Annotated in this window: 30 protein-coding genes; 23 read left to right on the top strand and 7 right to left on the bottom strand. The window is 62.3% G+C overall.

From position 1 onward, the window contains the following. Nucleotides 1–2 precede the first annotated feature (2 nt). From GOQ09_RS15715 to GOQ09_RS15650, 14 genes are all read left to right on the top strand, one after another. Nucleotides 3–395: a hypothetical protein gene (locus GOQ09_RS15715; protein WP_242630850.1), complete on the top strand. Its 393-nt coding sequence runs from the start codon at nucleotides 3–5 to the stop codon at nucleotides 393–395. 3 nt (nucleotides 396–398) lie between these two features. After that, nucleotides 399–2,441 carry a hypothetical protein gene (locus GOQ09_RS15710; protein WP_157614360.1) on the top strand — a complete coding sequence of 681 codons (2,043 nt, stop codon included), beginning with the start codon at nucleotides 399–401 and terminating at the stop codon, nucleotides 2,439–2,441. A gap of 12 nt (nucleotides 2,442–2,453) precedes the next feature. After that, complete coding sequence (locus tag GOQ09_RS15705) at nucleotides 2,454–4,082, top strand: hypothetical protein (protein WP_157614359.1); 1,629 nt, start codon at nucleotides 2,454–2,456, stop codon at nucleotides 4,080–4,082. An 8-nt stretch (nucleotides 4,083–4,090) separates the two neighbouring features. Next, the gene (locus GOQ09_RS15700; RefSeq protein WP_157614358.1) at nucleotides 4,091–5,314 is read left to right on the top strand and encodes a hypothetical protein; all 1,224 of its coding nucleotides are present in this window, start codon (nucleotides 4,091–4,093) and stop codon (nucleotides 5,312–5,314) included. Beyond that, nucleotides 5,314–6,354 carry a LamG domain-containing protein gene (locus tag GOQ09_RS15695; protein ID WP_157614357.1) on the top strand — a complete coding sequence of 347 codons (1,041 nt, stop codon included), beginning with the start codon at nucleotides 5,314–5,316 and terminating at the stop codon, nucleotides 6,352–6,354. The genes GOQ09_RS15700 and GOQ09_RS15695 overlap by 1 nt, the downstream gene beginning before the upstream one ends. Then, on the top strand, nucleotides 6,351–6,728 hold the full coding sequence (locus tag GOQ09_RS15690) for a hypothetical protein (protein WP_157614356.1): 378 nt from the start codon (nucleotides 6,351–6,353) through the stop codon (nucleotides 6,726–6,728). The genes GOQ09_RS15695 and GOQ09_RS15690 overlap by 4 nt, the downstream gene beginning before the upstream one ends. Nucleotides 6,729–6,732: 4 nt before the next feature. Next, complete coding sequence (locus tag GOQ09_RS15685) at nucleotides 6,733–8,604, top strand: hypothetical protein (protein ID WP_157614355.1); 1,872 nt, start codon at nucleotides 6,733–6,735, stop codon at nucleotides 8,602–8,604. Nucleotides 8,605–8,607: 3 nt separating this feature from the next. Beyond that, on the top strand, nucleotides 8,608–8,838 hold the full coding sequence (locus tag GOQ09_RS15680) for a hypothetical protein (protein ID WP_157614354.1): 231 nt from the start codon (nucleotides 8,608–8,610) through the stop codon (nucleotides 8,836–8,838). Between the two features lie 10 nt (nucleotides 8,839–8,848). After that, entirely contained in the window at nucleotides 8,849–9,265 is a 417-nt protein-coding gene (locus tag GOQ09_RS15675; RefSeq protein WP_157614353.1) for a hypothetical protein, read from the top strand. After that, nucleotides 9,252–9,695 (top strand): hypothetical protein, encoded by a 444-nt coding sequence (locus GOQ09_RS15670; RefSeq protein ID WP_157614352.1) that lies wholly within the window; start codon nucleotides 9,252–9,254, stop codon nucleotides 9,693–9,695. Before GOQ09_RS15675 ends, GOQ09_RS15670 begins: the two co-directional genes overlap by 14 nt. A gap of 219 nt (nucleotides 9,696–9,914) precedes the next feature. Then, nucleotides 9,915–10,511, top strand: coding sequence for a glycoside hydrolase family 19 protein (locus GOQ09_RS15665; protein WP_157614351.1), 597 nt, complete (start codon nucleotides 9,915–9,917; stop codon nucleotides 10,509–10,511). Beyond that, nucleotides 10,508–11,062: a hypothetical protein gene (locus GOQ09_RS15660; RefSeq protein ID WP_157614350.1), complete on the top strand. Its 555-nt coding sequence runs from the start codon at nucleotides 10,508–10,510 to the stop codon at nucleotides 11,060–11,062. Before GOQ09_RS15665 ends, GOQ09_RS15660 begins: the two co-directional genes overlap by 4 nt. A 112-nt stretch (nucleotides 11,063–11,174) precedes the next feature. Next, nucleotides 11,175–12,245: a nucleoid-associated protein gene (locus GOQ09_RS15655; protein ID WP_157614349.1), complete on the top strand. Its 1,071-nt coding sequence runs from the start codon at nucleotides 11,175–11,177 to the stop codon at nucleotides 12,243–12,245. Then, nucleotides 12,242–13,219, top strand: coding sequence for a GTP pyrophosphokinase (locus tag GOQ09_RS15650; protein ID WP_157614348.1), 978 nt, complete (start codon nucleotides 12,242–12,244; stop codon nucleotides 13,217–13,219). The genes GOQ09_RS15655 and GOQ09_RS15650 overlap by 4 nt, the downstream gene beginning before the upstream one ends. Nucleotides 13,220–13,240: 21 nt before the next feature. Here GOQ09_RS15650 and GOQ09_RS15645 read toward each other — a convergent pair whose 3' ends face one another. Both GOQ09_RS15645 and GOQ09_RS15640 read right to left on the bottom strand, forming a co-directional pair. Next, complete coding sequence (locus tag GOQ09_RS15645; protein WP_157614347.1) at nucleotides 13,241–13,612, bottom strand: hypothetical protein; 372 nt, start codon at nucleotides 13,610–13,612, stop codon at nucleotides 13,241–13,243. Between the two features lie 69 nt (nucleotides 13,613–13,681). Continuing rightward, entirely contained in the window at nucleotides 13,682–14,080 is a 399-nt protein-coding gene (locus tag GOQ09_RS15640) for a hypothetical protein (protein WP_157614346.1), read from the bottom strand. Between the two features lie 87 nt (nucleotides 14,081–14,167). On the opposite strand from GOQ09_RS15640, the gene GOQ09_RS15635 reads away from it, so the two are divergent. Both GOQ09_RS15635 and GOQ09_RS15630 read left to right on the top strand, forming a co-directional pair. Next, nucleotides 14,168–14,920, top strand: coding sequence for an SOS response-associated peptidase (locus tag GOQ09_RS15635; RefSeq protein ID WP_157614345.1), 753 nt, complete (start codon nucleotides 14,168–14,170; stop codon nucleotides 14,918–14,920). Nucleotides 14,921–14,955: 35 nt separating this feature from the next. Then, a complete protein-coding gene (locus GOQ09_RS15630; protein ID WP_157614344.1) occupies nucleotides 14,956–15,237 on the top strand; it encodes a hypothetical protein in 282 nt (93 codons plus the stop codon). Nucleotides 15,238–15,296: 59 nt separating this feature from the next. On the opposite strand, the gene GOQ09_RS26520 is transcribed toward GOQ09_RS15630, so the two are convergent. Further along, the gene (locus GOQ09_RS26520) at nucleotides 15,297–15,431 is read right to left on the bottom strand and encodes a hypothetical protein (RefSeq protein ID WP_278189362.1); all 135 of its coding nucleotides are present in this window, start codon (nucleotides 15,429–15,431) and stop codon (nucleotides 15,297–15,299) included. Between the two features lie 1,117 nt (nucleotides 15,432–16,548). On the opposite strand from GOQ09_RS26520, the gene GOQ09_RS26620 reads away from it, so the two are divergent. The 4 genes from GOQ09_RS26620 to GOQ09_RS15610 all read left to right on the top strand — a co-directional run bounded on the left by GOQ09_RS26620 (nucleotide 16,549) and on the right by GOQ09_RS15610 (nucleotide 20,189). Further along, nucleotides 16,549–17,130 (top strand): helix-turn-helix domain-containing protein, encoded by a 582-nt coding sequence (locus tag GOQ09_RS26620; protein ID WP_157614343.1) that lies wholly within the window; start codon nucleotides 16,549–16,551, stop codon nucleotides 17,128–17,130. A gap of 200 nt (nucleotides 17,131–17,330) precedes the next feature. Beyond that, the gene (locus tag GOQ09_RS15620; protein WP_157614342.1) at nucleotides 17,331–17,846 is read left to right on the top strand and encodes a pilin; all 516 of its coding nucleotides are present in this window, start codon (nucleotides 17,331–17,333) and stop codon (nucleotides 17,844–17,846) included. A gap of 63 nt (nucleotides 17,847–17,909) precedes the next feature. Next, nucleotides 17,910–18,773: a sterol desaturase family protein gene (locus GOQ09_RS15615; RefSeq protein ID WP_157614341.1), complete on the top strand. Its 864-nt coding sequence runs from the start codon at nucleotides 17,910–17,912 to the stop codon at nucleotides 18,771–18,773. Nucleotides 18,774–19,520: 747 nt separating this feature from the next. After that, entirely contained in the window at nucleotides 19,521–20,189 is a 669-nt protein-coding gene (locus GOQ09_RS15610; protein WP_157614340.1) for a hypothetical protein, read from the top strand. A gap of 50 nt (nucleotides 20,190–20,239) precedes the next feature. Here the strand turns inward: GOQ09_RS15610 and GOQ09_RS15605 are convergent, their stop codons facing one another. Genes GOQ09_RS15605 through GOQ09_RS15590 form a run of 4 tightly spaced genes read right to left on the bottom strand, consistent with a single transcriptional unit; the run spans nucleotide 20,240 to nucleotide 23,627 of the window. Next, nucleotides 20,240–21,046 (bottom strand): PPK2 family polyphosphate kinase, encoded by an 807-nt coding sequence (locus GOQ09_RS15605; protein WP_157614339.1) that lies wholly within the window; start codon nucleotides 21,044–21,046, stop codon nucleotides 20,240–20,242. 45 nt (nucleotides 21,047–21,091) lie between these two features. After that, nucleotides 21,092–21,526, bottom strand: coding sequence for an RNA-binding S4 domain-containing protein (locus tag GOQ09_RS15600; RefSeq protein ID WP_157614338.1), 435 nt, complete (start codon nucleotides 21,524–21,526; stop codon nucleotides 21,092–21,094). A 2-nt stretch (nucleotides 21,527–21,528) separates the two neighbouring features. Further along, nucleotides 21,529–22,950 (bottom strand): sensor histidine kinase, encoded by a 1,422-nt coding sequence (locus tag GOQ09_RS15595; protein ID WP_157614337.1) that lies wholly within the window; start codon nucleotides 22,948–22,950, stop codon nucleotides 21,529–21,531. Beyond that, nucleotides 22,947–23,627, bottom strand: a complete 681-nt coding sequence (locus tag GOQ09_RS15590) for a response regulator transcription factor (protein WP_126749534.1) — start codon at nucleotides 23,625–23,627, stop codon at nucleotides 22,947–22,949. The genes GOQ09_RS15595 and GOQ09_RS15590 overlap by 4 nt, the downstream gene beginning before the upstream one ends. Before the next feature lie 127 nt (nucleotides 23,628–23,754). On the opposite strand from GOQ09_RS15590, the gene GOQ09_RS15585 reads away from it, so the two are divergent. From GOQ09_RS15585 to GOQ09_RS15575, 3 genes are all read left to right on the top strand, one after another. Next, on the top strand, nucleotides 23,755–24,714 hold the full coding sequence (locus tag GOQ09_RS15585; protein ID WP_157614336.1) for a Bug family tripartite tricarboxylate transporter substrate binding protein: 960 nt from the start codon (nucleotides 23,755–23,757) through the stop codon (nucleotides 24,712–24,714). A gap of 102 nt (nucleotides 24,715–24,816) precedes the next feature. Beyond that, nucleotides 24,817–25,353, top strand: coding sequence for a tripartite tricarboxylate transporter TctB family protein (locus GOQ09_RS15580; protein ID WP_157614335.1), 537 nt, complete (start codon nucleotides 24,817–24,819; stop codon nucleotides 25,351–25,353). Between the two features lies 1 nt (nucleotide 25,354). Continuing rightward, the gene (locus GOQ09_RS15575; protein ID WP_157614334.1) at nucleotides 25,355–26,869 is read left to right on the top strand and encodes a tripartite tricarboxylate transporter permease; all 1,515 of its coding nucleotides are present in this window, start codon (nucleotides 25,355–25,357) and stop codon (nucleotides 26,867–26,869) included. Nucleotides 26,870–26,877: the final 8 nt, after the last annotated feature.

Raw genomic sequence — 26,877 nt, 5'->3', positions numbered from 1 at the left:
AGATGGCGACCACACATCACACCCTCGGTTCGATCCAAATCCCGCGCGGCATGGTTTGGGCGGATGAATTCAACTGGAGCCCGGTCGAGAAGTCCGCCGAGTATTCGGTCACCGGCGCGCTGCTGATCGACGCGGCCACCAAGCTTGCCGGCCGGCCGCTGACCCTGCAGGGCACCTCGGATGCCGGCTGGATTGATCGCGGGGTGCTCAAGGCACTGCGCGCGCTCGCTGCGGCGGATGCCGTGGGTGTCCACGTGCTGACGCTCGCGGACGGGCGAATCTTCAATGTGCAATTCGCACCTGGCGAGCCAATCGAGGCGACGCCGCTCGCACGTCCCGAGCTTCCCCCTGATTCCTATCCCTACATCGCCACGCTGCGATTGATCGAGGTCTGACGCATGACGATTCTTAAAGGCGACGTGAAGCTGGTGAAGTCCCAAGTGATGGACGATGTTCCCGAAGGCGGTGGCGCGCCCACGGCGAATGTCGTTGTCGACGGCTCCAGCAATGCCATCTTTCCCGACATCTCCGAGGTCGACCGCGCAGCCGGGCGAGTGAGCGCGCGCAAGGTGCATGTGTGGGTGCAATCGGACGACACCGATACCTACATGGGCGCGAACCTCATCATTGCCGAGCCACCGAACGACCCGAACGTTTCCGTCACCATGTTCGCGGGCGAAACCTTCGACGTGCGCACCGCGGCCATCTCGCGCATCGAGGCTTATCTGAGCGTCGGGCCGAACTACGCCGGGTTCTTGTTCGGCAACCACATCAACGGTCAGGCCACGATCCAGATCTTCCAGCGTACAGACGACCTGCCGGCCATCGGAAGCACGCTGGCGCTGACGAAGCGTGAAGGGTTCCCCGACCAGTTCATCCAGTACGTGCGCGTGACCGAGGCCTCGGTGGTGCTGTCCACGTTCACCGATGCACAAGGGGACTTTCAGCGCTACGTGCTCACGCTCAAGATCAGCGACCCGCTGCGCGCCGACTTTCCCGGCTTCGATGTAGCCCGCATCGATCCGACCAAGGCCCAACTCGCGGCAGCGACGAAGGTCAGCAGCGTCATCGTGGCGGACGCGGCCAAGTACTACGGCGTGGTGCCCCTCGAGGAAGGGGCGAGCATGGGCGATTTCTCGGTCAAAGCCACGGGCATCTTCACCCAGCTCGTGCCGAGCGCGCAGATTGAGACGCCGATTGCCGACGCGCGCAGCAACCAGTTGCTCGCGGGCGTCGTGTCCGGCGGCGGCGCGGTCACATCGAGCGTCACGCTCGCGTTCACCACGTCGCAAAGCCTGTTTGTCGGCGGGGCGATCAAGCCGAACACCCTCACGGTGGTGAACGGGGCAGTGACCGTGAGCGACAGCGGCGGCCGCCTCATGAGCGCCGGAACCCAAGTCGGCACCATCGACTATGACAACGGCATTCTGTCGCTGCTGACGAACGTTTTTGGCACCAGCGCGCTCACCTTCGACATCACGTACCAGCCGGCGCAGGTGCCCCAGGCTGTCACCCAGTCGCAGAGCATCCGCGTTACCGCCGAAAGCCGCGCGCTCTCCTACGTGCGGACCATCGAGCCAGCGCCAGTGGCGGGCACGCTGTCCGTCGCCTACATGGTCGCCAGCCGCTGGTATGTCATCCGGGATGACGGCTCGGGCGCGATTCGCGGCCCGGACAGCGGCTATGGGGCCGGCACGGTCAACTTCACTACCGGAACCGTGTCTGTCACGCTTGGGGCGCTGCCGGATGTCGGCAGCGAGGTCATCTACCAGTGGGTCGAGCCGCAGGCGGCGCGCTCGAGCGAGCTGCTGACGTTGGACAACGGTGGCAAGTTCTATTGGCCCTTCAACACCAGCGGCGTGTCGTCGCTCGCGCCTGGCGCCAAAAGCATCGAGCCCGGCGCCCTGACGATCACCTGGAATGACGGTACGCCGCGGACCGTGACCGACGACGGAGCGGGCAATCTGACCGGCTATGGCACGGGCACGGTGAACTATGCGCAAGGCACCTTCCGGCTCAGCCCGACGACGATCCCTGCGCCTGGCACGCCGGTCAATGTGACCGTCGACACCGCCACGCTCGCGACTGCATCGGTCGCCATCGCAAGCGGCTCGGGCAGCTTCGGCGTCACGGGCATTTCGCCGGGCTCGGTTTCGCTGACCGTCACAGGGCAGCTACAGGGAAAGTACCTTGCGACACCTATCGTGGATTGGGGCCCCGCGGCGTCCTACCTCATCACGGACGACGGGGCCGGCGTGCTCTACATGCACCTGGCCGGGCAGTTGCTCGCGGTCGGGGCGGTCGACTATGCCGCCGGCACTTTCACGCTCAACGCCAACACCGTTGTTCCGACCCCGCTCGCCCTGTTGCTGACAGCCTGGGACAACGTCTACCTGCGCAAGAACAAGCCGGCCTGGGCGATCGACGTCGTGGCCTCCTAAGGATCAATTCAGATGGCAAACGTCACCATTCCTTTCGAAGAGACCGGCAATGCGCTCGAGCTCTCGAGCTTCCTCGCGATTTCGGCGAACACCGTGCTGAGCATGTCCCTCGCGGGCGCCAACAGCGCCGCGGCCAAGTACGCAAGCGCCGCGTCCGGCAGCACGTCGTTCTCTGGCGACATGGACGAACTGCACTTGAAGACCAATGTCGCGAACGCCTTCGTGCTGTCCGGCGTGAGCTTCAGCGCCGGCGGCAAGCGGTACGTGTCAAAGGCCAGCGGCGACCTGCATGTGGACCTGTCTCCGATCACCGGCAATGGAACAAAGGTCGGCACGCTGACGTCGGGGCAGGGTGAGGTGGTGCTGAACACCTGGCCCGCCGGCATGGCGCCGGCGGTCACCGACTGGCGCGGCGTGGCGGGTGCGCCGGTGAACGGTGCATTCACGCCCTTCAACACCTACCTCTCGACATTCCGCATTGCGACCGCGCCCATTCGCACGGGCAGCTTCAGCGTCCTCGGGACGATGCAGGACGGCACGACTTTCAACTACTCGGCAGACAGCGACGGCACCATCGATGAGCCGCGCGTGAAGGGCCGCATCAACTACACGACGGGCGTGGTCAAGCTGGTGGGCGTCACGCCTTCGGCGCCGGCCGGCGCCACGCCCGTTGATCTGTCGTTTCTCGACATCCCGGGCTTGACCACTGCCTACATCGATCTGATCCGGCAAGAGACGCTACGTTACAACGCCGTCGCCTTTACCTACCTGCCGCTCGATGCCGATCTGCTGGGCATCGACCCAGTGCGCTTGCCCAGCGACGGGCGGGTGCCGATCTTCCGCCCTGGCGAACTGGCGGTGGTCGGCCATCGGGCGACGACAGCGCCAGCGACCGCCGTCAACGGCGGTGTGGTGAACGTGGGTCGTACGCGGCTCTCGCGCGTGCGGGTGCTCGGCAACGACGGGCACGTCATCGAGACCGGGTATAGCGAGAACCTCGAGGCGGGCACCGTCACATGGAATGACGTGACGGGCTATTCCCAGCCGGTGCGGGTGGAGCACAGCATCGAAGACACGGGTCTGCAGCGTGACGCTCAGATCGATGGGACCATTACCTTCACGCGGCCTCTCACGCACGACTATCCGATCGGCTCCTACGTTTCGAGCGCGCTGCGGGCCGGCGACATGAAGGCCCGGGTCTCGTTGGTGTTCGACCAAGCGACATGGAACGGCACGACCTTCTCTGATGTCCCTGTCGGCGACCCGGCACCCGGCACATACAACACAGTCGGATACCCGATCACGGTCACCAACGATGGGGCCTACACCGAGCGGTGGGCGCTGCGCTTCAAGACAACGTCGACGGTCGAAGTTTTCGGCGAGCACGTCGGCAACCTCGGCGAGTTCTCGATCAACGCCGTTATCCAGCCGATCAACAGCGTCAACAACAAGCCGTTCTTCACGATCCAGCCGGCGGGCTGGGGCGGCGGATGGGTCCCGGGCAATCTCCTGCGCGCCAACACAGTCGGCGCCATGTTCGGAGTCTGGATGGTTCGCACCGTGCAACAGGGCCCCGCATCGGCGGCCGACTACTCCTTCTTGACCGTCGTCCGTGGCGACGTGGACAACCCTGCAACCTGAGGCAATCAATGACTTCTCTCGTCGACACATCGGTCAAGCTCTACACCAGCGAGATGGCGAATGCGCCCGCACTGACCAACGCCAATGGCACGCTGGTGGCTCTGCTGGACGCGGTACTGAAGGATGGCTTCGATACGAAGGCCATCACCTCCCTGGTCGTGGCCTCAGGCGTTGCAACACTCACGTGGTCGGGCGCGCACGCAGCGATCCCGAACGCGGTGATCTTCCTGGCTGGCGTGACCGGCGGTCCGACAGGCTTTGCCGACATGAACGGCGAGCAGAAGGTGCAGACCAAACCGAACGCCACAAGCTGCACCTTTCTGACGGCGCTGCCGGACGGAGCCTATACCGGCACGATCACGAGCAAGATTGCCCCTCTGGGCTGGGAGAAGCCCTTCTCAGGCACGAACAAGGCAGCCTATCGCAGCGCGGACCTCGCAGGCACGCGCATGTACCTGCGCGTGGATGACAACTACACGGCGAACGCGCGCCTTGTCGGCATGGAGACGATGTCCGACATCGATACTGGCACAGGGCGGTTTCCGACATCGTCGCAATCGGCCTTGCTTGCGGAAGGTGGCGGATGGTGGGTAAAGGCCGAGGCGTCCGTACAGCCGGCATCGTGGGTCATCGTGGGCGACGGTCGGGTGTTCTTCATCCACATCTCCCCCTATGTGGCGAACGGAAGCTCGTTCAACGGCTACGTCCTCGGGTCATTGCGCGGCTTCGGCGACATGATCTCCCTGCGCCCTGGTGGCGACGCCTACGCGTGTGCGCTTGGCGTTCAGCCGGGTACGGGCACCGGATTCCCCACCTATGGCTGCTTCGAAAGTGCCGCGAATGCGCAGCTCTTCATGCCTCGCGACTGGACGGGTGTGGGGTCATCGCTCGGAAACAACTCGGTCCCATATACGGGGGGCACCGCCGTGTCAGGCATGGACAGCACGCTGGGTGTCTTTCCAAGCCGTGTCGACGGATCGATGCGCCTCTCTCGTCGTTACCTCAACACCTCGCCGTTCGGACAAGAGCCTCGATGCGACGTGCCGGGCCTGCTGTCGGTGCCGCAGATCGGCCTCGGCGGCCTGCAGCACAAGGCGATCTATGCAGGCACCGGGACACTGTCTGGCCGAAACCTGATCGGGCTCATTGTGTCTAACAGCGGCGCCAGCACGGTGCCCAGTCCCTCGAACTCGGGGATGATCTTGGTCGATGTCACGGGCCCGTGGCGCTAATGGCCACTACCTACGCTCCAGTCGCGCTGTTGCACCTGGACGGCCCGAACGCGTCGACGAACGTCGTCGACGCGATGCACAACCTTTGGCAGGCCTCCGACGGGGCGAAGCTCACGACGGCCGACTCGAAGTTCGGCGGTTCGTGCTTGTCACTCGATGGGAGCGGTGATTTCATCACTACGCAGGGCGGGCAGTCCTTTGTCTTCGGTACGGGAGACTTCACGGTTGAAGCCTGGGTGAAGCCGACCAACACCGGGCGCGCGATGCAGGTTGTTGACTTCTACCAGACCAATCAGGCGAGCTGGCAAATGGAGGTCAACGCGGCGGGGCGTCTGCATTTCTATGGCTGGAACGGCATCACCACCGCCAGTCTCGTGACTGGCACCTCGTCGCTGTACGGCGCATGGCATCACGTCGCGATCTCTCGGAAGGCGGGAACGATCTATGCGTGTGTCGACGGAGTTGTCGAGGCGAGCGTCGCGAACGCCGTCAACTTCTCGAATCAAGTTGGCCAACTCGCCATTGGCGCGCAGGTCAGCATGCGGAACGCGGCCTACGACTATGCGGGATTGATCGACGAGGTCCGCATTACGAGGGGCACCGGCTGGTACAGCGCCAATTTCACGCCACCTTCGGCGCCGTTTCCTGACGAGGCGGTGATATTGATCGGACAACAGCGCTATGCACTGGCTGTTGGTCAACCGGCCGCGGCCTACTCGGGAGCCAGGCCGCTGTTTGCAGGACGGCTCTACCGCAACTTCCAGATCCTCGGTGCCGAAGGAAGGCTTGTCGGCACCGTGAAAGAGAAAAGCCTACCTGCAAACCTGCCGCTGAAGCGTCGGGTGCGTCTCGTGCGTGAGCGCGATGGCGCAACGGTCGGCGAGACGTGGAGCGATGCGACGACGGGCGCGTATGTTTTCACCAACATCGACGCTGCGGAGGCTTATTCGGTGGTCACGTACGACTACCTGCACAACTACCGTGCGGTGATCGCAGACAACCTGAGTGTCGCGAGCGGCGGGGTGGAGTTGGTCCCATGAGCTTCACGCACACGACCGCCGCCAACGACGCCATGCTGCTCGGCATGGCGGCACTGCTCGATGCCGACGACGACCCCGCCTATGCGATCCTGTTCGCGGGCACGACGGCGCTTGTTACGCTGAGGTTCGCACAACCGGCCGCGAGTCTGGTCGCGCATCAGCTGGTGTTCGAGCAGGGCGACCCGGCCGGCGACATGATCCTCGTACAAGGCAGCGCCGACAACTTCACGTTGTTCAACGGCGCGGGCACGCTCATCGGCGCGGGCGATGTGACGGACATGGCGGGCAGCGGCGCTCTCAAGGTGAGCGGCACCACGGGCACGCTGCTCTATGCCGGCGCGCGCGCGATCCTCGGCTCGTTGGTAATGGATTGAGCCCGTGGCCTCGATCGATCTTGTCTTCGAGGGTGCACCGCTTCACACGGGCGATCTCGTCTTTGGCGACGGTGGCAGCTCGCCGGTCACCGACGCGGTTATCAGTGGCGCAATCACGCTCTCGAAGCCTGGGCTTTCCGGCGCCGTGGTGCTCGGGCTCGTGGTTTCGGGGGCGGTCACGCTCACGAAGCCTGCGCTTCGGGGCGACGTGGTGTACTTCAGCGATACGCAGCGGCCACTCGTTGGGCGAATTCAGGGGCGCTGGCAGGATGCCTCGCCGCGGTCAGAGCGAGCGGGACAGGCTTGGCGTGATGCGCAGCACTCCCCGGCAGGGTTTGACACGCGGTTTATGAGCGGCGTGCGCCTAACTTCAGGCACCGAGCAGCGCTGGCAGGATGCCTTTCGCGATCACCGCCGGCCATTGTGGATGCGGTATCAGGACGGCAAGCGCCGCCAGCTCGAAGCTGACCAATCCTTTGCCGACGGGGTTCGCGCCCCCGATGTGGTTTGGCAGGCATTCCAGAGCGGAACAGGGATGCAGCGCCGCGTCGCCACTTCGTTCCAGGATGGCATCCGAGGCGTCGCCGGCCAGCACCGTACGCGCTTTCAAGATGCGGTGCCCGCGGGCTGGCGCTGGTGGTCCGTGGTCGGCACCGGCAAGAGCCTTGTGAAGGGTTGGAGCAACCGCTATCAGGACGGACGGCAGCCGACTCCTGGGGTGACTGTTCCGCATCCCCCCGAGCCGCCCCTCGACCCTTGCTACATCCCCGATCCCAATCTCGTCTTCGAGGCGCCTTGGCGTGCTGGCACGAACTTGGTGTTTGTGTGCGAGCGGCATGGCGCCGGCGAGACGGTCATCGTTCCAGTTAGGAGGGTCTACGTCGTGGAAAACCACATCACACTGCACCGTGTCGACAACGGGGCATCTATCGAGGCGGACGCCTTCAGCATGAGTCTCGATGTGGACTCTTGGACTTGGACATGGGGCGCATCGCTGCCGGCGAGCGCGCTCGCGCTTATCGAGCCCGGGCCGAATGGCGATCCTGTCGACATACAAGCCAGCGTCAATGGCGTGGCGTTTCGGCTGTGCGCCGAGAGCTACACCCGTGAGCGCAGCTTTGGCAAGGCTCGAATTCGCGTGCAGGGCAGGGGTCGTGCAGCGATCCTCGATGCACCCTATGCGCCAACACTGAACCACGCCAGCGCCAGCCCGCTAACCGCGCAGCAGCTCGCCGCGCTCGCGCTGACCATCAACGGCGTGGGCATCGGGTGGGATGTGGCCTGGGGCCTCGAGGATTGGAGCGTCCCGGGCGGCACGTGGAACTTCCAAGGCAGCTACATCGCTGCTGTGCAAGACATCGTGGGTGCTGCCGGCGGCTACGTGCAGCCGCACCGCACTGCGCCGACTCTGCGCGTGTTGCCCCGCTACCCGGCGACGCCGTGGACCTGGGACACGCTCACCCCAGACTTCGAGCTTCCGAGTGCGGTCACCAGCGTGGAGGGCATCGAGTGGAGAAGTCTTCCGGCCTATGACCGCATCTTCGTCAGCGGGACCACCGGCGCTGGCGTGCTCGGGCAAGTCACGCGCGCCGGCGCGGCGGGCGGCTCGGTGGCGCCGATGGTCACGCACCCGCTCATTACCAATGCAATCGCGGCCCGGCAGCGCGGCCTTGCGGAACTGTCGAACACCGGCCGCCAAGCGCTCGTGACCCTGCGCATGCCGGTACTGGCCGAGACCGGAATCATCCAGCCTGGCGCACTGGTGCGCTACGTCGACGGGCCCACCACCCGGCTTGGATTGGTGCGTAGCACCGCCGTGAGCTGGGACCGCCCGGTCTTGCGGCAAACCATTGGCCTTGAAACCCACGTGGACTGAACCATGCGAAACATCTACCGCGTCTTTCTCGACTTGTTGCCGGCGCGTCCGCTGCAGGTGGGGACTATCACCTCGGTCGAGGGCGAGGTCGCGACCGTGCAACTGCCTGGCGGCGGACTCCTGATCGCGCGCGGCGTCGGCGCCGCCGGCGCCGTTGGTGCCACGGTGTTCGTGCGTGACGGCCTCATCGAGGGCGAGGCGCCGTCTCTGCCTGTCGAAGTCATCGAAATCTAAAGAGACACCCATGGGCGATTTCATCCAAGTCTTCACAGAACTGAAGGGCGTGCTCGGCGGCGCCGGCGCCGTGGCGGTTGCGGTCGCGCTCTATCTGTGGAATCAGCGTGGGCAGCGTCAGCTCGAGGGTGCGAATACCGAGGCCAACGTTTCGGCCATTGCGCACTGGCGAAGCGTGGCAGAGCGCTCCGACGCTGCGCTCGTTGCCATGACGCTCCGAGCCGACAAATTCGCCGAAGAGCGCAACGAGGTGCGCGAGGCCTTTGCGCGCATGGAAGGGCAGATGGCGGAGATGACCAAGCTCATTGCACTGCAGAACTCTCAGCTCGAGGCTCAAAGCAAGAAGCTGGAGTTGCAAAGCGAAGAGATGCACGGCCTGCGGGACCAAGTTCGGAAACTTCAGGAGCAGATTCATGCACCCCGTTGATAGCGACCTGTCGCCCCTCGAGCCGACCAAGCGGCTGGCTCGTTCCGTCCGCCATGTTTTCAATGCGTGCGTCGTGATTGGCGGCCTGTTTGGTGGTGGCGTAAGCATCGGCTACTTCGTCGGTGTGCAGCAGCAACGGCAAGCTTCCCTCGAAGAGATTGCGAGACTTCAGAAGGCCTATGGGCTTCGACTCGAAAGCGCTGCCGGCGCAGTCACGGACGCGGCCAAAGCAACGTCGAGCGCGGCTGAAGCGGTGGGCGAAGCGGCCGACCAGGTGGGCGCCGCGGCCAAGACCGCAACCACGGCGGCAATCACTGCCAAGGCCGCGGCCAAAGCAACCGCAGCGCCGGCGCCGACGCCAGCGCCGGCCGCCACGGTGAACAACACCATCAAGCGGGCCAACGAGAAGCTCCAAGGGGGGCGCCCATGAAAACAGCGGCAGCCGTCCTGTTCGTACTGGCCTTGCAGGCGTGTGCGACTCAGCCGCCCGCGGCGCGCGACTGCCCGCCACTCCCGACGCTTCCAGCGAATCCCACGCCCGCGCAGAGAGACCGGCACACCGAAGCAATCGTTGCGCAGTACCTCCGCTGTGCCGGCGTCACGCCATGAACCCGAACAACCTTACCGCGGCGAAAGAGCCGAACAAACCATGATTGATGTCCAAACCCTTATCGACTGCACCGGCGCCTCACGCATCAGCTCGGAGCGCTACGCGTGGCATCTGAACGATGGCATGAGCCGCTTCCGTATCACCTCGGCCGCGGTGGCTGCGTGTTTCCTCGGCCAAGTGGCCATCGAGTCGGAAGGGCGCGACGGACCACTTTCGGAGGTGGAAGAGGGCCTTAACTACACCTCTGCCGACCGGCTTCGCGACATCTTCCCGAGCCTATTCGTGAGAGGCGGCTATCGAGCGGCGGACTATGTGCGAAAGCCGGCAGCGCTGAGCAATCTGCGCTACAAGGGCTTCCATGGCCGTGGGCTCATCCAGCTCACCTGGGAGGCGGCTTATCGAGCGGCCAGTGATGCACTGGGCTTTGACTACGTGGACAACCCGGCGCTCGTGCTCGAGCCGGAGCACGCTGCGCTTACGGCCTGCTGGTTCTTCGCTGAGTACAAGGGTTGCTTGCCGGCGGCAGAGCGAGGCGATATCTATGAAGTCACTGGGCGCGTGAATGGCCCGGCGCGCCTGAAACTGGCAGAGCGCAAGGCGATCACTGCGCGTGCTTACAAGGTGCTGAGCACATGAAGCTCCTAGACATCGTGCCTTCATGGCTATGGGCATTGCTGTTGGTGCTTGCTCTTACGCTGGCCGGCGTCGAGCGCACGCAGGTGCTCAAGGCGAGGGCGGAAGTGTCGAAGGCACAGAAGACCCTCGCTGATGAAAAGCTCGACCGTCAGGCCGAGAACACTCGCCGCGCTGTCGCGGCCCTCGAAGACCTGCAGCGGGTGCTCGCAATGCAGGCTTCTCATGCCAAAGCTCAACAGGAAAACGTCAATGCCTACGAAAAGAAACTGGCCGCGCTCGATGGCCGCCGCCGCGCTGCTGCTGGCGATGCTGAGCGGATGCGCCAGCAGTTCGCCGCCTTCGCCGCCCGTGATCGGGACCAAGCCACAAGCGACCCAGCTGCCTGCAAGCGTATCGCGGATCGATCCGCGGTCCTCGCAGACCTGGCTGCGCGAGGTGCAGAGCTACTTCGAAGCGGTCGAGTCATCGTTGAGCAGAGAGACGCCGAAGTAGGCGTGCTGTTGACATTGGTCGAAAACGATCGGAAGTTGCTCGGAAACCCTGCACCCTAGCCAGCTCTCGCGCTTGACAAAATACTGTATGAAAGTACAGTATCTATCAAGGGATCGCTCTCATAGAAAAGCGCTACATACTGTGACAATTCGCTTTTTATGAAAGCAATTGATGGATTTGCAGCAGCTTGTGATAGGTAGAGCCGTTCTGTTTGACATTCCGCCCGACCAACCTGATAAGAGTGCAGGAGTGCCGACCGGCGGTCAGGCGCTTACAACGTTGGGCAGTTCCGCGAAGTTGATGGTGGGCCGTCGTCTTACCGGAGCACTTGGAAAGAACGCGAATGGAATGGAGGTGTCGATCGTCGACTCTGCGCCAGCTAGCTTTTTCCAGCTCGCCTGCAATGCAATCGATGGCAATGACGCCAACTTTGTTTCCCAAGCTCGAGTGCTTGCGACGATGCTGGCAGGCGCGCAGAACAACAAGCACCTAGCGCACAGCAAGTTGATGTTCATACAAGGAACGGTCACGGCAGGGCAGTTGCCGTACCTAATGGCAGTGAAAGCTGAATTGCAAGATGGTTTGGCGGACAGGCCGGGTGCAGGTGCATCTAGTTCGTTGCAGCATTTGAAGGACATCTTCATGACTGATAGTCAACGACTGTTCAAGATTGGATACCTGCAGCGAAATGTGGCGAACCCGACGATCAACGCAGGGCAATATCAACCGCACGAGCATGTCGTTCATTTGTTTGATCACTTAATGACTTCGACCGAGACTCGGCACGCCGCGTTTTACTTCTACAACGGCTTTCTGGGTTGCAACACTGCAAGTTCGGCGCGAGCAAGGACAAGAGATTTTTACGAGAACACGCTGACTTTCATCAAGTCCTCAGGGCTGCCCGAGAACGATAGACTAGATTTGATCGAAGCGCTCCGTACAGACCTTCGCAGCACTTCAAATGTGGTAAGTGTTATCGACTTTGCGACAAGTCATATGGCTCCGCAGATCAAGCAGGCCTACGAGACCTTCATGATTGGGCAAAAGGGCTTCCCAAATCATGCAGTTCAGAAGGACGTTGAATACGTCGCTGCAAAACTTAAGCGTCGTCGGAAGATTACATTTTCCTCGAAAATCTTTCTGTCCAGCCCGCCGGAGTTGATGTCGAGCATTACGTTGGCAGCCAACCCAGACGGGTCAACTACGCTTACTGTTCCTGGCTTGATGGAGACTCGTGAATGACCCCTGCCTCCTTCGGAGAGAGGCTTGATGCGCTTCGTCCGTGTCTGAAGGAGTACGGGAAGTACGTCATTCAGACAATCATGGCTTCCTTAGAGGCGACGCTGACTGCTGAGAAGTACTCGCAGTTGATCAAGGTAGGTCCGAGTTTCCGCGTCAAAGATACTCTGTCAGCGGTCGAAAAAATTGAGCGCAAAGCCTACGACGATCCAGTTTCTCAGCTAACAGATGTCCTAGGAGTTCGCTTCGTAGTCTTGCTCGACGCAGATATCGCACTAGTCGAAAGGGCGATAGTAAATTGCAACGCGTGGACTCCGCGAAAGGATCGGTCTCCGCTCTTCGAAGTACATGAGAATCCCGAAGTCTTTGATTACCAGTCAACGCATTTCATCGTTCGAGCTAACGATGACATCAAACTAGGTGATTTCGTAGTTCCGCGAGACACTCCATGCGAAATCCAGATTCGCACTCTAGTGCAGCATGCCTATGCTGAATTCGTCCACGATAGGGTCTACAAGGCTGGCAAGGAAGTTCCTTCCAATGTGAGGCGACTTGTGGCGCGCTCCATGGCCATGCTGGAGTCCACGGACTTGATCTTCTCGGAAGCGGCAGAGGAACTTGCCTGTATAAATCTTTCGTTAGCGGAGTGGAGCGCGCACTCAGCAAAGGTATATGCCACCTGCGGTCAGCTGGCAACGGCTGTTAGCGAAGCTGAGGCACAACTGTTTTTTGAGACATTCAGAGATGTGTTGAGCGGCGCCCATACCAGTGACGTGAGAAGACTCTTCGAAGTCCACTCTGCCAAGGTTATTGAGGCTCGCGAAGAAGGCAATATGTTTAGCCATCCCTTCGTGGTTTTGGTTTTGTGGGTCCTCGCGCATCACGATCAAATTGCCGCAGATCGCTGGCCTTTGGGCAAGTACCGCGCTGATCTTGTTACAGCAGCTTCTTTTCTGGGCATCGCGCTACCACACTAGTTGTATGCGCTCGTCGGGGCCTCACCTCGGCCAGGCCGGCAGCAAATCCTCTTCGTCGTCGTCGTTCACGCTGAAGCCCGTGCTGCATTTCGGGTTCATCCGCTCGAGCGCTGCGTATCCGATCTCCAGCTCTGCAACGCCGACACACCACCAGGTCTGCCGGGTCTTGATCGGCTTGCTCTTCGCTCCACGGGCGCTGATCTCGAAGCCGTCGACCATCACGCCGCCTTCCTTGATCGTCAGCACGCGTGCGTATTGCAGGACCGGCAGGACGTCCGTCTCCAGATTCTTTATGGCCAGGAGTCGCGCCTGCAAGGAGTTGCCCCAGTGTTCGCGATTCGCCTTCCGCAGGTCCAGCACGCCAGGCATGCCGGCCTGACCGGCAACCTGCATGCGCGATTTCCAATTGCCGTGCCATCGCAGCGGAACTACGCGGCACAGCACTCCGACCTCCCGACGCCATCACACAGGCCCATACACCGAGCGGATGTGGTCGCCGGCGTTACCGTAGGCCTTGTCGCCGTAACGGTCGCCAATTGCCGCGCACAGGTCGACCACGCCAAAGGCGAAATCCATCTGCATGTCGTCGAGCCGGTCGCCGCGCTTGATGATGCCGAGCTCGGCCGCCAGCTCGGCGAACGCCCCTTCAGGATCGCGCACCCGGTCTTCGGGGTCTGGATAGCTGTTGAAGTGCTTCAGGGCGATCTCTTCCGCCGGCTGGTCGCCGACCACGCGGAACAGCGTCATGGCCTGCTCGTGCAATTCTTCAGGGTCGGCCTGGCCTTCGGCAAGGCGGAGCCACTCGGAAACGAACGCCCCGACCCAGGTGTGGTAGTCGGGCTTTAGGGAGGGTTCAGTCATGTTGAACTCCAGAAAGTACTGTAAAGGCATACAGTATTCGGCAGGGTTATTCGCCCGTCAACCCGTTCCTGAGTGCAGAATTTGGGCATGTGCACCCGTTACATCAGCCCGGAAGAGCGTGAGATAGAAGCCTTCTGGAAGATCGACCGGCGGTCCAACCAACGCAAGGACTGGCAGAACCTGCTGACGGCGTTTCCGCTCTCCCTGGCCAGCTTCGTCCGACGGGCCGACGAGGTGGAGTACGCGCGCGAGCTGGTGGTGGGGCAGTGGGGAATGATCCCGCCTTGGTCGACGTCGAATATTCCCGTGTCGAAGCCGCGGAAGGGCGAGGACAAGGGCAAGCGCCTGAGCACCGTGAACGCGCGTACCGACCGCATGGAAAAGTCGCCAACCTACAAGGACGCATGGGCCCGCGGCAAGCGCTGCATCATCCCGGCCGCCAGCTTCGACGAACCGAACTGGGAGAGCGGGAAAAACGAGTGGTGGCGCTTTCGCCGCGCCGACGGCAAGCCATGGGGCGTGGCCGGCCTGTGGAACAGCTGGACGGACCTGAAGACTGGCGAGATATGGGACAGCTACACCATGCTCACCATCAACGCGAATCTGCACCCGGTGATGTCGCGCATGCACAAGATCGAGATCGATCGGATGACCAAGCAGGTGATGTTCGATAAGCGGTCCGTCGTGCCGCTCGAGGAGCACGACTTCGATCGGTGGCTGACCTGCACGGTCGAGGAGGCGCGCGACATGCTGCTGCTGCCTTCGGTGAACGTCATCGATGCGGGGCCGGCACCGTCGACAGCGCAGGCGGCCAGCGAAGAAGAAGCCGACCTCGTCTGACACCTGGCGTCGCGCCCGCGGCTGACGATGTCGCAATGCCAGACCTCCGCAGAATCGCCGTTACCGTCGTTGAGGAAGAAGAAGGAGCCTACCGCTGGCGCCTGATCGAACAGTATGGCGAGGACTGGCACGTCCTTAAGCAGCAATCGAGGTCGATGGGTACCTACAAGGCTGCCATGGCCGCGGGTCTGCTCGAGCTGCAGAAGATGATCGATGACCTCGACGTGGGGCCGCGCGAAGAAGAGCCTGAGATCGTCAAAGCGAAGAAGTCTGGTCCGAATTTCGGCTTTGGATTTGGGTTGCCAAGCTTTAAGTGATTTCAGGCAGACGGCACAGGCAGGCGAGAAAAAGCCCGCTCGGGAGCGGGCTTTGGTACTTAGTTCGGGAACTGGGGCAGGGCGCGGAGCGCGGGCGCCACGATCTTGTCCGCGGTGGTCCGAAGCGCCACATCAACACCCGGAACGCGGTCGTCCGGGTAGATTTCTACGGCCTTGCCGTTGGCTTGCTTCATGAAGAATCGGGCTCCAGCTCGATACATCGAAACGACGGCTCGCACAGGTAGACGCCACAGGAGGCGGCCATTCTGAACTGCGCCAATTTCTGCGACCGAAAAGCCGCCATCTAGTTGCACATGCGTAACTTCGACGCACAGATTTGTACTCATTTTTGGAGTTCCCAAAAAAAGTGCTTGGCGTCGTCTTCACGAAATGCAAAAATATTTGTGCTGCTAGCACGAATGGTTTTTGCCGTTCGTTTCCCCCGCCAAGCGAAAGTAAGGTTGGGGCCAGAGGCCAGTCCCCGTTGGCGCGGGGCCTGGCCTTCTGCGTTTCTGAACCATCAGAAACAGGACGTGGACGGACTATATCTAGGGTGTGGGGAAGCTCCAACCGTGGAAAAGTTGCGTTTTCAGCGATTCCTATCTTGACCGATCACAGGGGCTAACAGCAGTTAACTTCTTGGTCAATACGGCGGGCGTGGGCAAGGCGCGGAAACGCTCGGGCATCTTGACGGACATGGCTCTGGGCGCGGCTTGTGGCGCGATTTCATTCAGAAACCCGCATGGGCATTGGCTCGAATACTTTTGTACCCTCAAAAGCTGCGCCGTTGCACGTGATAATCGCTGCCAGCGTGTTGATTGAAATTATCAATGATTGGTCTAGACCGCGCTTTCGGACCTATATCCATGGAAGAAACATGGGTATGGAGTTGGCGCGCGGTTGTTTGCCGAACGACGAACTGCCTTAGTCTCCGGACGGCTCGAAGGGGTTGGGCCGATTGCCTCGCCGGGTAGAATCGCCGCTCGCGCGTTGTGTGAGTTGGTGTCAGTTAGCTGGCAGGCCCTCTAAGCTATTGATTAATAAAGGGATTATTTCCCCTTACAAAGCTTATCTGCATCTAGCGACGGCATATTTACATGCGGCGTCGGCGCAGTTGGCGGGGCCCGTTCCAGCGTCGCGCAGCTGAGTCTCGGAGTACGCAAAGGACTCAGTCTAAGAGCGCGCAACGCGGCTCTTCGGGCGAGATCAGCTTGCGGTTGTGTGTCTCCAGTTCTGCGCGGCAGGCTTGGTCGCGAACCGGCATGCCATGCGAGAACAATACTTCGTGGCAGCAGTCGCTATCCTCGGGCGATGGACTCAAAGCCGATACTGAATTTAAAGAAGCTGCGCACGGAGCGCAGGATTACCCAAGAGGAGCTCGGTAAGGCCCTCGGGATAACTACGCGAACGCTCATCAGATGGGAGGCTGGCCAGGGGGAGCCGGGCATCTCCGATCTAAGGGCCCTTGCCAGTTATTACCAAGTTAGCGTTGACCAACTTATCGGGGACCTTCTAGGATCAGGCGAGACGGGCGTTCTACCGAAAGTGGCCGATCTTTCTGGCGATCAGCTGAACTACTGGGTTGCGAGGGCGCAAGGGTTGTCGCCTGAGATGACTGATCATGGTCCTGTTGTCTATGAGCCTGGTTACGGGCAGCGCCCGGTACCTGCGTACTGCAATGACTATGTGCATGGTGGCCCCTTCATTCGGCTGCACAGGATCCACTTGCTCCCTCTTGCTGCCGGCGAGAAGTTCGACGGGAGAGTGGTTGCCGTAGATAGTTGGGTCGCCAGATGCGCAGCGAGTCCCTTTGCTTCTCTTGGCGCCACCGATCTGGAGGCGGCCATGCGGGCCTACCTTCTGGCTGAGTTTGGGGTCCACGTCCTGGCTTAGGCGGCGGTGACATTTTTGTTACCTTTCGACAATCTTTGTCAGCGCCGCGGGCTGCTCAAGTGCCGTCTCGAACATATTTGTTCCATTTGGCACACTTTCTTACAGAAATCATGGGTAGAAAGAATTGGCACGCGATCTGCGACTGTTGAAGCGCTCCGGGGACATTCCCCGGTGAACCCAAACTCAACCGAGGAAACTCTATGAACGTTCGTACCCTCCGCAGCCGCGCACAAGCTGGCTTCACCCTTATCGAACTGATGATCGTTGTGGCGATCATCGGCATTTTGGCCGCCATCGCCATTCCCCAGTACCAAACGTACATCGCCAAGTCGCAAGTCTCGCGCGCAGTGGGCGAAACCGGCGCCATCAAGACGGCCATCGAAGATTGCATGAACAACGGCAAGACGACCATCGGCGCTGCCGCTGGCGAATGCAATCCTGGCGCTACCGCTTCGAGCATCCTGTCTGGCACGCCGCAAGCTGGCGCTCCGACCGTGGCCGGTGCAGGTTACCCTGTCGTCACGATCACCCCTGCTAGCGGCACGGCTCAGATCGTCGGTACGTTCGGCAACAAGGCTGCCAACACGCTGACCGCTGGCACCGCCAAGGCAATCACTTGGGCTCGCGATGCCAATGGCACGTGGACCTGCAACAGCACCGCCGACGTAAAGTACAACACGGCTGCTTGTGGCGCAACCGTTGCTGCTACGCCGTAATTTACGCGTGCATCAGCAAAGGCCGCCTTCGGGCGGCTTTTTCAATGCTCTGATGAGGAGTACATGAACGAGCCGATTCAATTCGTGATTGATAGCCTGTGGTATCAATTGGACGCGGCGAAAGAACTTATCCTTATAACCTTGGGGGGGGTTCTATTCGCGGTTCTAGGCAACCAGCAAGGTTGGAAAAATGAAATAAGAAGACTACATCCTTCCAGTCTTCGCATCAATCTAATCGTCTACATCGTCGATATCTTGATTGTGGCGGTGCCGGTCTCGATGCTCGTCCGCCTCATTTATCAAGTGCTTAGTTCCCACGGATTGATCCTCTTCTCGACGGTCTTGGATGTTTGGCCAGTATGGATTGTTGGACTTCTTTGCGTTGCCACGGGTGACTTTATTGGATATTGGCGTCATCGGTTCGAGCACTCTCCGCTGCTCTGGTCGGCGCACTCGTTGCATCACAGCGACGAAGAGATGACTTGGTTTACGCTGTTCAGATTTCACCCACTCAATAGAGTTTCCACTGCTGCGATAGATTACGGCGCGTTGTTCCTTTTGGGTTTTCCTTTATGGGCGATAGCTTTTGCCGGATCAGTCCGGCATTTCTACGGAATGTTCGTCCACATCAACAGGCCATGGACATTGGGCTTCTTGGGGTGGATTTTGGTTTCACCCGCGATGCATCGATGGCACCACGTACGCGCTGGACCGGGTATGTTTAGCAACTACGCAACTGTCTTTAGCCTATTTGATCGCATGTTCGGAACGATATACGCGCCCGGCCCCTGTCACGATCGCCTTGGGGTGGAAGGTGTGAATCAGGATGAGTATGTGTCTCAGATGCTTCTGCCGATTGCAAGGATTTGGCGGATGATGGGATCACTGAAAGTGCCCGGGTTGCGAGCTCGTGTTGGAAAGAATTGAGTTTAAGAACGTTAGCGTTGAGTCGTTGCGGACGGACGGGAGCAGCGTCTCTGAAATATCCGGGGCTGCAGCCCGCGTCTGTGCGCCGGACGTATGCCTCCGTACGCGTCGGACGTCTGTGTTTGCTTCGATATGCCGACCCATGCTTGCTCCCAGTCGCATCGTTCACATCTGCTCCCATGGACCGGTGCTGTTGACTCGACCTTCCCTGCCCCGATCTTTCCGTGGTAAGGGTGTGGTAAAAAATCAGAAACAGCCCGCTAGGCTTTGTGCAGTCTAGATTCTTGAAGTCCTCCGGTTCCGCCAAGCTGATGAAGCCCTGTTAATCTTCGGATTGACAGGGCTTTTTTCATGCTCGGGAAATGCTGCGAGCATCGCTTTAAAGCCATCGGCGGCTTTTTTTCGTCTGCGTTTTCCGATGCCTCAAGCTCTTCGACCATCGCTGCGATGAATGCACGCCATGCGCGCTGTCGACTGTTTTCAAGAGGCCTGCCGACATGCTGGCATATCGTGGCACGCTGAAAACGCGTAGTGAACCGCGCTCGATCAAAGGTTTTCCAAAGTATTCAAATTCGCTGCGTGGCAACTTGCGAGCGGGTGCATTGCCCTCCGCAGGTCAGAAACGAGCGTAAATAAATCTCTTAGAACCACCCGCGCCGTAGCAGCTTTGCGACAAAACCGGGGCAAAAGTAACCATCTGTATGGTTAAATCGCCCGAACTATCGCGAAGAGGACGAGGGAATCTCCATGAAGCTGCTGCTGAGCGTCGTGTGCGCCGTTGTTGCATTGGCCGGGTGCGTCAGCACGCCGCCGACACCGACGGAGCCTGGAACAGGGTCGGGGCTTTCCTATGTGCCCATGGTGGCCATGCAAGGCGTCGACAAGGCCCGATACGACAGCGATGTGGCCGATTGCCGCACCGCGGCGACCCGCATCACTGCGCGTAGCGAAACGGGCGACGCCATGTGGCTGGCGCTCGGCCTGGGCTTGATCACCGTGCACGGTCAGGGCATCGTTGCCGCAGCCGCTCAGGGGGGAATTGCGGCCGCCGTGATCGACATGTCGTACCGTCCCGATGCAGAGGTGATTGCCGAGCACCAGCAGATCGCGATCGTGCATTGCATGGCGAAGCGCGGGTATCACAACCTGGACCCGAACGTGCGCGATACCTTCTACGGCCACTCCTTCAATCCCGAAGTCGTGCTGGCGCCGCGCCGCACCGGCGTGGACACCTACAACGCCGAGCTCGTCGCCAAGGCCGGGCAGTGCAGCATCCAGCCGCGCGCGGAGCTGACGGCCAAGGGCCCCGGCTACGAGGCCTACAACGTGCCGTGTTCGAACGGCGCAACCTGGGCCGTGCGCTGCGAATTCGGCAAGTGCCGCGTGCTGGGCCAGTCGGCCGTTCGCCGTTCCTGATTCGCGATGGTGTCGGCGCCGCGCGCGCCGACGATCCGTCGCCCGCCCGATCACTTGATGATCATTCCCTTGAGTGCCGGATCCGCAGGCGGCGCCTTGAGCTTCATCTCCCGCAGAGTCTTCATGAGCAGCTTGGCAATCATGAGATTGCGGTGCCGCTTGTGGTTGGCGGGTATCACGTACCAGGGCGCGTGGTCCGTGGAAGTGGCGCGCAGTGCCTTGTCGTAAGCCTGCTGGTAGGCGCTCCACTTGGTGCGCACCTCGAGGTCGCCCATGCTGAACTTCCATTGCTTTCCCGGCGTATCGATACGCGCCTGCAGGCGTTCCCGCTGTTCGTCCTTGTCGATGTGCAGCATGCACTTGACGACCACCGTGCCGGTTTCGGCCAGCAGGCGCTCGAAGTCGTTGATTTGCGCATAGCGCCGCTTGGCCTCGGCCTTGTCGATCCAGCCTTCGACCACCGGCACCAGCACGTCTTCGTAGTGGCTGCGGTTCCACACCGCTATTTCTCCCGCGCGCGGCACGACCGCGTGGCAGCGCCAGAGGTAGTCGCGCGCGCGTTCGTCGTCGGTGGGCGCCTTGAAGGCCGTCACGCGCACGCCCAGCGGCGAGGTGCGTGAAAAAACCCAGCGCACCGTACCGTCCTTGCCGCTGGTGTCCATGCCCTGCAGCACCAGCAGAACCTTGCGGCGGCCTTCTGCATGCAGCAGGTCCTGCATTTCGTCGAGTTCGCCTGCCAGCTCGTCTATTTCGGCGATTTGCGCGGCTTCGTTGCCCTCGAGAAATGGGGTTTCGCCGGGGCTCACCTGCGATAGTTGGAAGCTGCTGCCGACGCGGTATTTTTTTAGGCTGGCCATGAACCGGAGCTCCGTGCAAAAACACGCAGCGTACGCGATCGGCGGTCAGCGATCCGACTCATCCGGATCGATCGATGCGCTCCAGCGGTTGTCCCAATCGGCGTGGCGCGCCGCGCCGTCGAGCTCCCGGCGGTCGCGCTTGGTCGGTCGGCCCTGCTCGATGGCCAGCGCCGGTTCGCTGCCCATGCGGCGCTGTTCGCGGGCTGCGGCCTGCGCAGCAATGCTCTCCGCCGTTTCTTCATAGAGCTGCTGCGCCACCGGCGCGGGGCCGCGCTGTCCGCTCAGGCCGCGCACCGTCACAGTCCGCGTGATGGGGCCGAGGCGGATGGCCACCGTGTCGCCCGCCTTGACCTCGCGGGACGCCTTGGCGACGTCGCCGTTCACCTGCACCCGGTTCTTGCCGATCTCTTCCGCAGCCAGCGACCGCGTCTTGAAGAAGCGAGCGGCCCAGAGCCATTTGTCGATGCGCAAGCGATCCATATTCAGGAATTGTGGTGGTAGACAGGGAGCCGCACGACAGCGTCGAGCCCGACCACCTGTGCGGAATTTTCCTGCACGCGGCGGTTTTCGAGGCTGATGCGGCCGCCGAGCGCCAGCACGATTTCGCGGCAGATGGCCAGGCCCAGCCCGGAGCCGCTGCCGGTGTCGCCGGCCGAGAAGGGCGCAAACAGGCGCTGGCGGAGTTCGGCCGAAATGCCGGGGCCTTCGTCGCGCACCGTCAACACTGCTTCGTCGCCGATGGACTGGACCATCACCGAAAGAGCGCCGCCCCGGGGGCTCTGCTTGATGGCGTTGTGCAGCAGGTTGCGCGTGAGCTCCTGCAGCATCCAGCGGTGCGCGCGCACCGTCACGGGCTGGTCCACGGCCAGTTCGAAGTCCAGCGCCTTGTCGGCGATCAGCGGCGAGAGGTCCAGCGCAATTTGCCGCGCCACTTCGCCGAGCTCCAGCGGGACCGATTCCGGCTGCTGGCGCAATTGCTCCACCTTGGCAAGCGAAAGCATCTGGTTGGCGAGCGTTGTGGCGCGCTCCACGGTCTGGCTGATCTCGCTCAGCGCCTGTTCGGGCGCCACGTCGCCGCGCCGTGCCGACTGCACCTGCGCCTTCAGCACCGCCAGCGGCGTGCGTAACTGATGAGCGCTGTCGCGAACAAAGCGCTTCTGGTGGTCGAGCAGGCGTTGCAGCCGGCCCATGACCTCTGTGGTGGCATCGACCAGCGGTCGCAGTTCGCGCGGCGCATCGGGTGCATCGATGGGCGACAGGTCGTCGGCCGCGCGTTTCTCGATGGCCTCGCCGAGCTCCCGCACAGGACGCGTGGCGCGTTGCACCACGAGCACGGTAACCAGCGCGATCACGCCCATCAGCAACAACTGGCGCCACAGCATGTCGGTGAGCAGCTTGCGCACCAGCGTCTCGCGCAGTTCGAGGGTTTCGGCCACCTGCACCACGGCCATGCCGCGACCCTTGGCGCTGGCAACGGGTTGCAGCAACACGGCCACCCGCACCGGCTGGTTGCGAAAACGTGCGTCGTAGAAATCGACCAGCGCCGAATAGGCGCCGCGGTCAGGAATTTGGCCGCGCCAGAACGGCAACTCGGCAAAGCCTGAAACCATTTCGCCGTCGAGCGCGGAGACCCGGTAGAAAAGCCGGCTGCGGTTGTCGGCCTCGAAGGCTTCGAGCGCGGAATAGGGAACGATGGCGCGCAGCCGCGCCGCTTCGTCGTAGCCTTCCACGTCGAGCTGCTCGCCGATGGTCTTGGCCGAGGCGAGCAGGGTGCGGTCATAGGCCGTGGTGGCCGCTGCCAGGCTCTGCCGGTACAGGCTTACGCTGTTGATCACGATGAACAGCGCCACCGGCGCGAGAATGCCGAACAGCAGCCTCGCGCGCAGCGACAAGGCCTTCTTCATGGTTCGGCGCGCAGCAGGTAGCCCAGGCCGCGCAGCGTCATCAGCGCGGCGCCGGTGCCCGCCAGCTTCTTGCGAAGGCGGTACACCACCACTTCCACGGCCTCGTACTGCACATCGGTTTCGCCCGGAAACACCAGTTCGAACAGCCGCTCCTTGCTCACGGCGTGGCCCGGCTTCATCATCAGCGCCTTGAGCAGCGCCAGCTCGCGCGGCGTGAGCTCCAGGATGCCGCCGCGGTGGTAAACGGCGCCGCTTTCGGGCTCGAAGCGCAGGCCGCCTACCTCCTGCGGGTTCAGGCCCACGTCGGGGCCGGCATTCTGGTGGCGCCGGCGCAACGCCCGAATGCGTGCTTCGAGCTCGTCGAGGTCGAAGGGCTTGGGCAAGTAGTCGTCGGCCCCCGCGTTCAGGCCCATGATGCGGTCGCCCACCGTGCCGCGGGCAGTCAGCAGCAGCACGGGCGTCCGCAGCCCGGCGGCACGGGCCTGGGCCAGCACCTGAAGGCCGTCCAGGTTGGGCAGGCTCAGGTCGAGCGCCACCACGTCGGGCTCCAGCTCGCGCCATTGCTCGACCGCCAGCGCGCCGTCGCCGCAGATGCGCACGTCGATCTTGCTGCGGGCGAGGGCGCGCTGCAGGGTGACCTGCATCGAGGGATCGTCTTCGACCAGCAGCAGCTTCATGGGGTGTGGAGGGGCAATGGTACTTCGGTGTTTTCCCCAGTCCGGCGGACAGCCAACTGACAGCGGGGCGGCGCATGATAGCGGCTCAGGTCCAAGTCAGGTTTTCTTTAGTTCTCAGGAGACAACGATGCGTCGCGACACCTTTTTGAAGTCATTGGCCGCGCTGGCCGCCGCCGGAGCCCTGCCGTTGTCGGCGCGCGCCGCTGCCAACGTCAAGATGATGATTCCAGCCAACCCGGGCGGTGGCTGGGACACCACGGGCCGCGCGCTGGGCAAGGCACTGACGGACGCCAAGCTGGCCGACACGGTCACCTATGACAACAAAGGCGGCGCCGCGGGCGCACTGGGCCTGGCCCAGTTCGTGAACGGCTCCAAGGGCGACCCGAACGCGCTCATGGTGATGGGCTCCGTCATGCTGGGCGGCATCATCACCGGCAAGCCGCCGGTCAACCTGTCGCAGGCCACGCCGCTGGTCCGCACCACGACCGAATACAACGTGTTCGTGCTGCCGGCCAACTCGCCCTTCAAGACCATGAAGGATGTGGTCGAGCAGCTCAAGAAAGACCCCGGCAGCGTGAAGTGGGGCGGCGGTTCGCGCGGTTCCACCGAGCACATTGCCGCGGCCATGATCGCGCAGAAGGTCGGCGCCGATCCCTCCAAGATCAACTACGTGGCCTTCCGCGGAGGCGGTGAAGCCACCGCCGCCATCCTGGGCGGTAACGTCACCGTCGGCGGCAGCGGCTACAGCGAATTCGCCGAGTACATTGCCGCCGGCAAGATGAAGGCCATCGCGGTCACGTCCGCTCAGCGCCTGCCGGGCATCAACGTGCCCACGCTCAAGGAGCAGGGCATCGACGTGGAAATCGGCAACTGGCGCGGCGTGTACGGCGCCCCCGGCATTACCGCCGAGCAGCGCAAGGCGCTGACCGACATGGTGCTGGCCGCCCTCAAGAGTCCCTCGTGGGCCGAATCGCTCAAGAAGAACGACTGGACGCCGGCCGTGCTCTCTGGCGAAGCCTTCGCCAAGTTCGTGGACGACGACTTTGCTAGCCTGCGCGCCATCATGGCCAAGTCCGGAATGATCTGATTTCGCTCGCCCCCAGTCTTCGCGCACTTCGGAAGATGGGGGCTCTTTCGATAGTGGGGCCCTTCAACGGGCCCCATTCCTTTCCCTGACTGCGGGAGAAAAATGACAACTCCAGAATCCTCGGTCTCGCCGCAACCCGCGGCCACATGGCCGCAAACCCTGGTCGGCGCAGGTGTGCTGCTGACCGGCCTTGCGCTGGGTTTCGGCGCAATCGGCATTTCTTCAGAAGCCGGCTACGGCGGCGTGGGCCCCAATTTTCTGCCTTGGCTGGTCTCGGGCGTGCTCACCTTGTGCGGCGCCTGGATTCTTTGGGAGGCGCGCACCGGCGGCTTTCGTGAACTCGACGCACCCTCGGGCGCCGAGCATGCCTACTGGCCGGGTTTCGTCTGGGTATCGGCCGGCCTGCTGCTCAACGCGGCGCTGATCACCACGATTGGCTTCATCCTCAGTTGCATGCTGTGCTACCTGCTCGCCGTGCAGGGCCTGCGCCGCGCGAGCGGCCAGCCTTCGGCCAGCTCGCCGCGCACCTGGTCTATCGATCTGCTGACGGGCGCGCTCATCTCGGCCCCCGTGTTCTGGATGTTCACCAAGTTCCTGGCCATCAATCTGCCGGGCCTCACGACCACAGGCTGGCTCTGACATGGAAATCTTCAACGCACTCATGGCGGGTTTCGCTGCGGCGATCACCCCTGTCAATCTGCTCTGGTGCCTGGTGGGCTGTGCATTGGGCACGGCCGTCGGCGTGCTGCCCGGCATCGGCCCAGCCGTGGCGGTGGCCATGCTGCTGCCCATTACCGGCAAGGTCGACATCACGGCCTCGATGATCTTTTTCTCGGGCATCTACTACGGCGCCATGTACGGCGGCTCGACCACGTCGATCCTGCTCAACACGCCGGGTGAAACGGCCAGCATGGTCACGGCGATGGAAGGCAACAAGATGGCCAAGAGCGGCCGCGCAGGCGCCGCGCTCGCCACCGCCGCCATCGGCTCCTTCGTTGCGGGCACCATCGCCACCGTCATCGTCACGCTGTTTGCGCCATTCGTGGCCGAGTTCGCTGTCAAGCTCGGCCCACCCGAGTATTTCCTGCTGATGCTGCTGGCCTTCACCACCGTGAGCGCAGTGCTCGGCAAGAGCACGCTGCGCGGCATGACGGCGCTGTTCGTCGGCTTGGCGGCGGGCTGCATCGGCCTGGACCAGATCTCGGGCCAGGGCCGCTACACCGGCGGTGTTCCCGAACTGCTCGACGGCATCGAGATCGTGCTGGTGGCGGTGGGCCTGTTCGCTGTCGCCGAGGTGCTGTATGCCGTTCTCTACGAAGGCAAGGTGGTCGAAGCCCAGAACAAGCTGACCCGCGTGCACATGACAGCGCGCGACTGGAAACGTTCGATTCCGGCGTGGCTGCGCGGCACCGCCATCGGCACGCCGTTCGGCTGCATTCCGGCCGGCGGCACCGAGATCCCGACTTTCTTGAGCTATGCGACGGAAAAGAAGCTGGCCAAGGACGCCGATGCGAAGGCCGAGTTCGGCACCAAGGGCGCCATCGAAGGCGTGGCCGGTCCCGAAGCCGCCAACAATGCCACGGTAACGGCAGCGCTGATTCCGCTGCTGACGCTGGGCATTCCCACGTCGAATACCACTGCCATCTTGCTGGGCGCATTCCAGAACTACGGCATCCAGCCTGGCCCTCAGTTGTTCACTACCTCCGCCGCATTGGTGTGGGCACTGATTGCTTCGCTCTACATCGGCAACGTGATGCTGCTGGTGCTTAATCTGCCGATGGTCGGCCTGTGGGTCAAGCTGCTGAAGATTCCCAAGCCGCAGCTCTACGCGGGCATCTTGATCTTCGCGACGGTGGGTGCCTACGGCATGCGCCAGAGCGCGTTCGACCTGTTCTTGCTGTACGGCATCGGCCTGCTTGGCGTGGTGATGCGGCGCTTCGACTTCCCGACCGCTCCGGTGGTGGTGGGCATGATCCTCGGGCCGCTTGCGGAAGCACAGCTGCGCAATGCCATGTCGATTGGCGAAGGGAGCGCTTCGGTGTTCTTCCAGCGGCCCATGTCGATCACGCTGGTGGTCATCATCGTGGCTGTGCTGGTGTTGCCGCGCGTTGCCAAGCGGATGAGTGATCGGAAGTTGGCTCGGCTGGCGGGCTGAGTTGGCTT

The organism is Variovorax paradoxus (assembly GCF_009755665.1).
Classification (GTDB): domain Bacteria; phylum Pseudomonadota; class Gammaproteobacteria; order Burkholderiales; family Burkholderiaceae_C; genus Variovorax; species Variovorax paradoxus_G.
The sequence above is the reverse complement of the archived record's forward strand: the minus strand, read 5'-3'. Positions and strand labels throughout refer to the sequence as shown.

Coding starts and splice junctions, on each gene's coding strand:
- GOQ09_RS15590 (WP_126749534.1), bottom strand. CDS start 23,627: ATGAAGCTGCTGCTGGTCGAAGACGATCCCTCGATGCAGGTCACCCTG.
- GOQ09_RS15600 (WP_157614338.1), bottom strand. CDS start 21,526: ATGGATCGCTTGCGCATCGACAAATGGCTCTGGGCCGCTCGCTTCTTC.
- GOQ09_RS15695 (WP_157614357.1), top strand. CDS start 5,314: ATGGCCACTACCTACGCTCCAGTCGCGCTGTTGCACCTGGACGGCCCG.
- GOQ09_RS15650 (WP_157614348.1), top strand. CDS start 12,242: ATGACCCCTGCCTCCTTCGGAGAGAGGCTTGATGCGCTTCGTCCGTGT.
- GOQ09_RS15610 (WP_157614340.1), top strand. CDS start 19,521: ATGAAGCTGCTGCTGAGCGTCGTGTGCGCCGTTGTTGCATTGGCCGGG.
- GOQ09_RS15715 (WP_242630850.1), top strand. CDS start 3: ATGGCGACCACACATCACACCCTCGGTTCGATCCAAATCCCGCGCGGC.
- GOQ09_RS15655 (WP_157614349.1), top strand. CDS start 11,175: ATGGATTTGCAGCAGCTTGTGATAGGTAGAGCCGTTCTGTTTGACATT.
- GOQ09_RS15660 (WP_157614350.1), top strand. CDS start 10,508: ATGAAGCTCCTAGACATCGTGCCTTCATGGCTATGGGCATTGCTGTTG.
- GOQ09_RS15670 (WP_157614352.1), top strand. CDS start 9,252: ATGCACCCCGTTGATAGCGACCTGTCGCCCCTCGAGCCGACCAAGCGG.
- GOQ09_RS15700 (WP_157614358.1), top strand. CDS start 4,091: ATGACTTCTCTCGTCGACACATCGGTCAAGCTCTACACCAGCGAGATG.
- GOQ09_RS15705 (WP_157614359.1), top strand. CDS start 2,454: ATGGCAAACGTCACCATTCCTTTCGAAGAGACCGGCAATGCGCTCGAG.
- GOQ09_RS15630 (WP_157614344.1), top strand. CDS start 14,956: ATGCCAGACCTCCGCAGAATCGCCGTTACCGTCGTTGAGGAAGAAGAA.
- GOQ09_RS15640 (WP_157614346.1), bottom strand. CDS start 14,080: ATGACTGAACCCTCCCTAAAGCCCGACTACCACACCTGGGTCGGGGCG.
- GOQ09_RS15710 (WP_157614360.1), top strand. CDS start 399: ATGACGATTCTTAAAGGCGACGTGAAGCTGGTGAAGTCCCAAGTGATG.
- GOQ09_RS15620 (WP_157614342.1), top strand. CDS start 17,331: ATGAACGTTCGTACCCTCCGCAGCCGCGCACAAGCTGGCTTCACCCTT.
- GOQ09_RS15575 (WP_157614334.1), top strand. CDS start 25,355: ATGGAAATCTTCAACGCACTCATGGCGGGTTTCGCTGCGGCGATCACC.
- GOQ09_RS26620 (WP_157614343.1), top strand. CDS start 16,549: ATGGACTCAAAGCCGATACTGAATTTAAAGAAGCTGCGCACGGAGCGC.
- GOQ09_RS15665 (WP_157614351.1), top strand. CDS start 9,915: ATGATTGATGTCCAAACCCTTATCGACTGCACCGGCGCCTCACGCATC.
- GOQ09_RS15595 (WP_157614337.1), bottom strand. CDS start 22,950: ATGAAGAAGGCCTTGTCGCTGCGCGCGAGGCTGCTGTTCGGCATTCTC.
- GOQ09_RS15585 (WP_157614336.1), top strand. CDS start 23,755: ATGCGTCGCGACACCTTTTTGAAGTCATTGGCCGCGCTGGCCGCCGCC.
- GOQ09_RS15580 (WP_157614335.1), top strand. CDS start 24,817: ATGACAACTCCAGAATCCTCGGTCTCGCCGCAACCCGCGGCCACATGG.
- GOQ09_RS15615 (WP_157614341.1), top strand. CDS start 17,910: ATGAACGAGCCGATTCAATTCGTGATTGATAGCCTGTGGTATCAATTG.
- GOQ09_RS15605 (WP_157614339.1), bottom strand. CDS start 21,046: ATGGCCAGCCTAAAAAAATACCGCGTCGGCAGCAGCTTCCAACTATCG.
- GOQ09_RS15675 (WP_157614353.1), top strand. CDS start 8,849: ATGGGCGATTTCATCCAAGTCTTCACAGAACTGAAGGGCGTGCTCGGC.
- GOQ09_RS15680 (WP_157614354.1), top strand. CDS start 8,608: ATGCGAAACATCTACCGCGTCTTTCTCGACTTGTTGCCGGCGCGTCCG.
- GOQ09_RS15635 (WP_157614345.1), top strand. CDS start 14,168: ATGTGCACCCGTTACATCAGCCCGGAAGAGCGTGAGATAGAAGCCTTC.
- GOQ09_RS15690 (WP_157614356.1), top strand. CDS start 6,351: ATGAGCTTCACGCACACGACCGCCGCCAACGACGCCATGCTGCTCGGC.
- GOQ09_RS15645 (WP_157614347.1), bottom strand. CDS start 13,612: ATGCAGGTTGCCGGTCAGGCCGGCATGCCTGGCGTGCTGGACCTGCGG.
- GOQ09_RS26520 (WP_278189362.1), bottom strand. CDS start 15,431: ATGAAGCAAGCCAACGGCAAGGCCGTAGAAATCTACCCGGACGACCGC.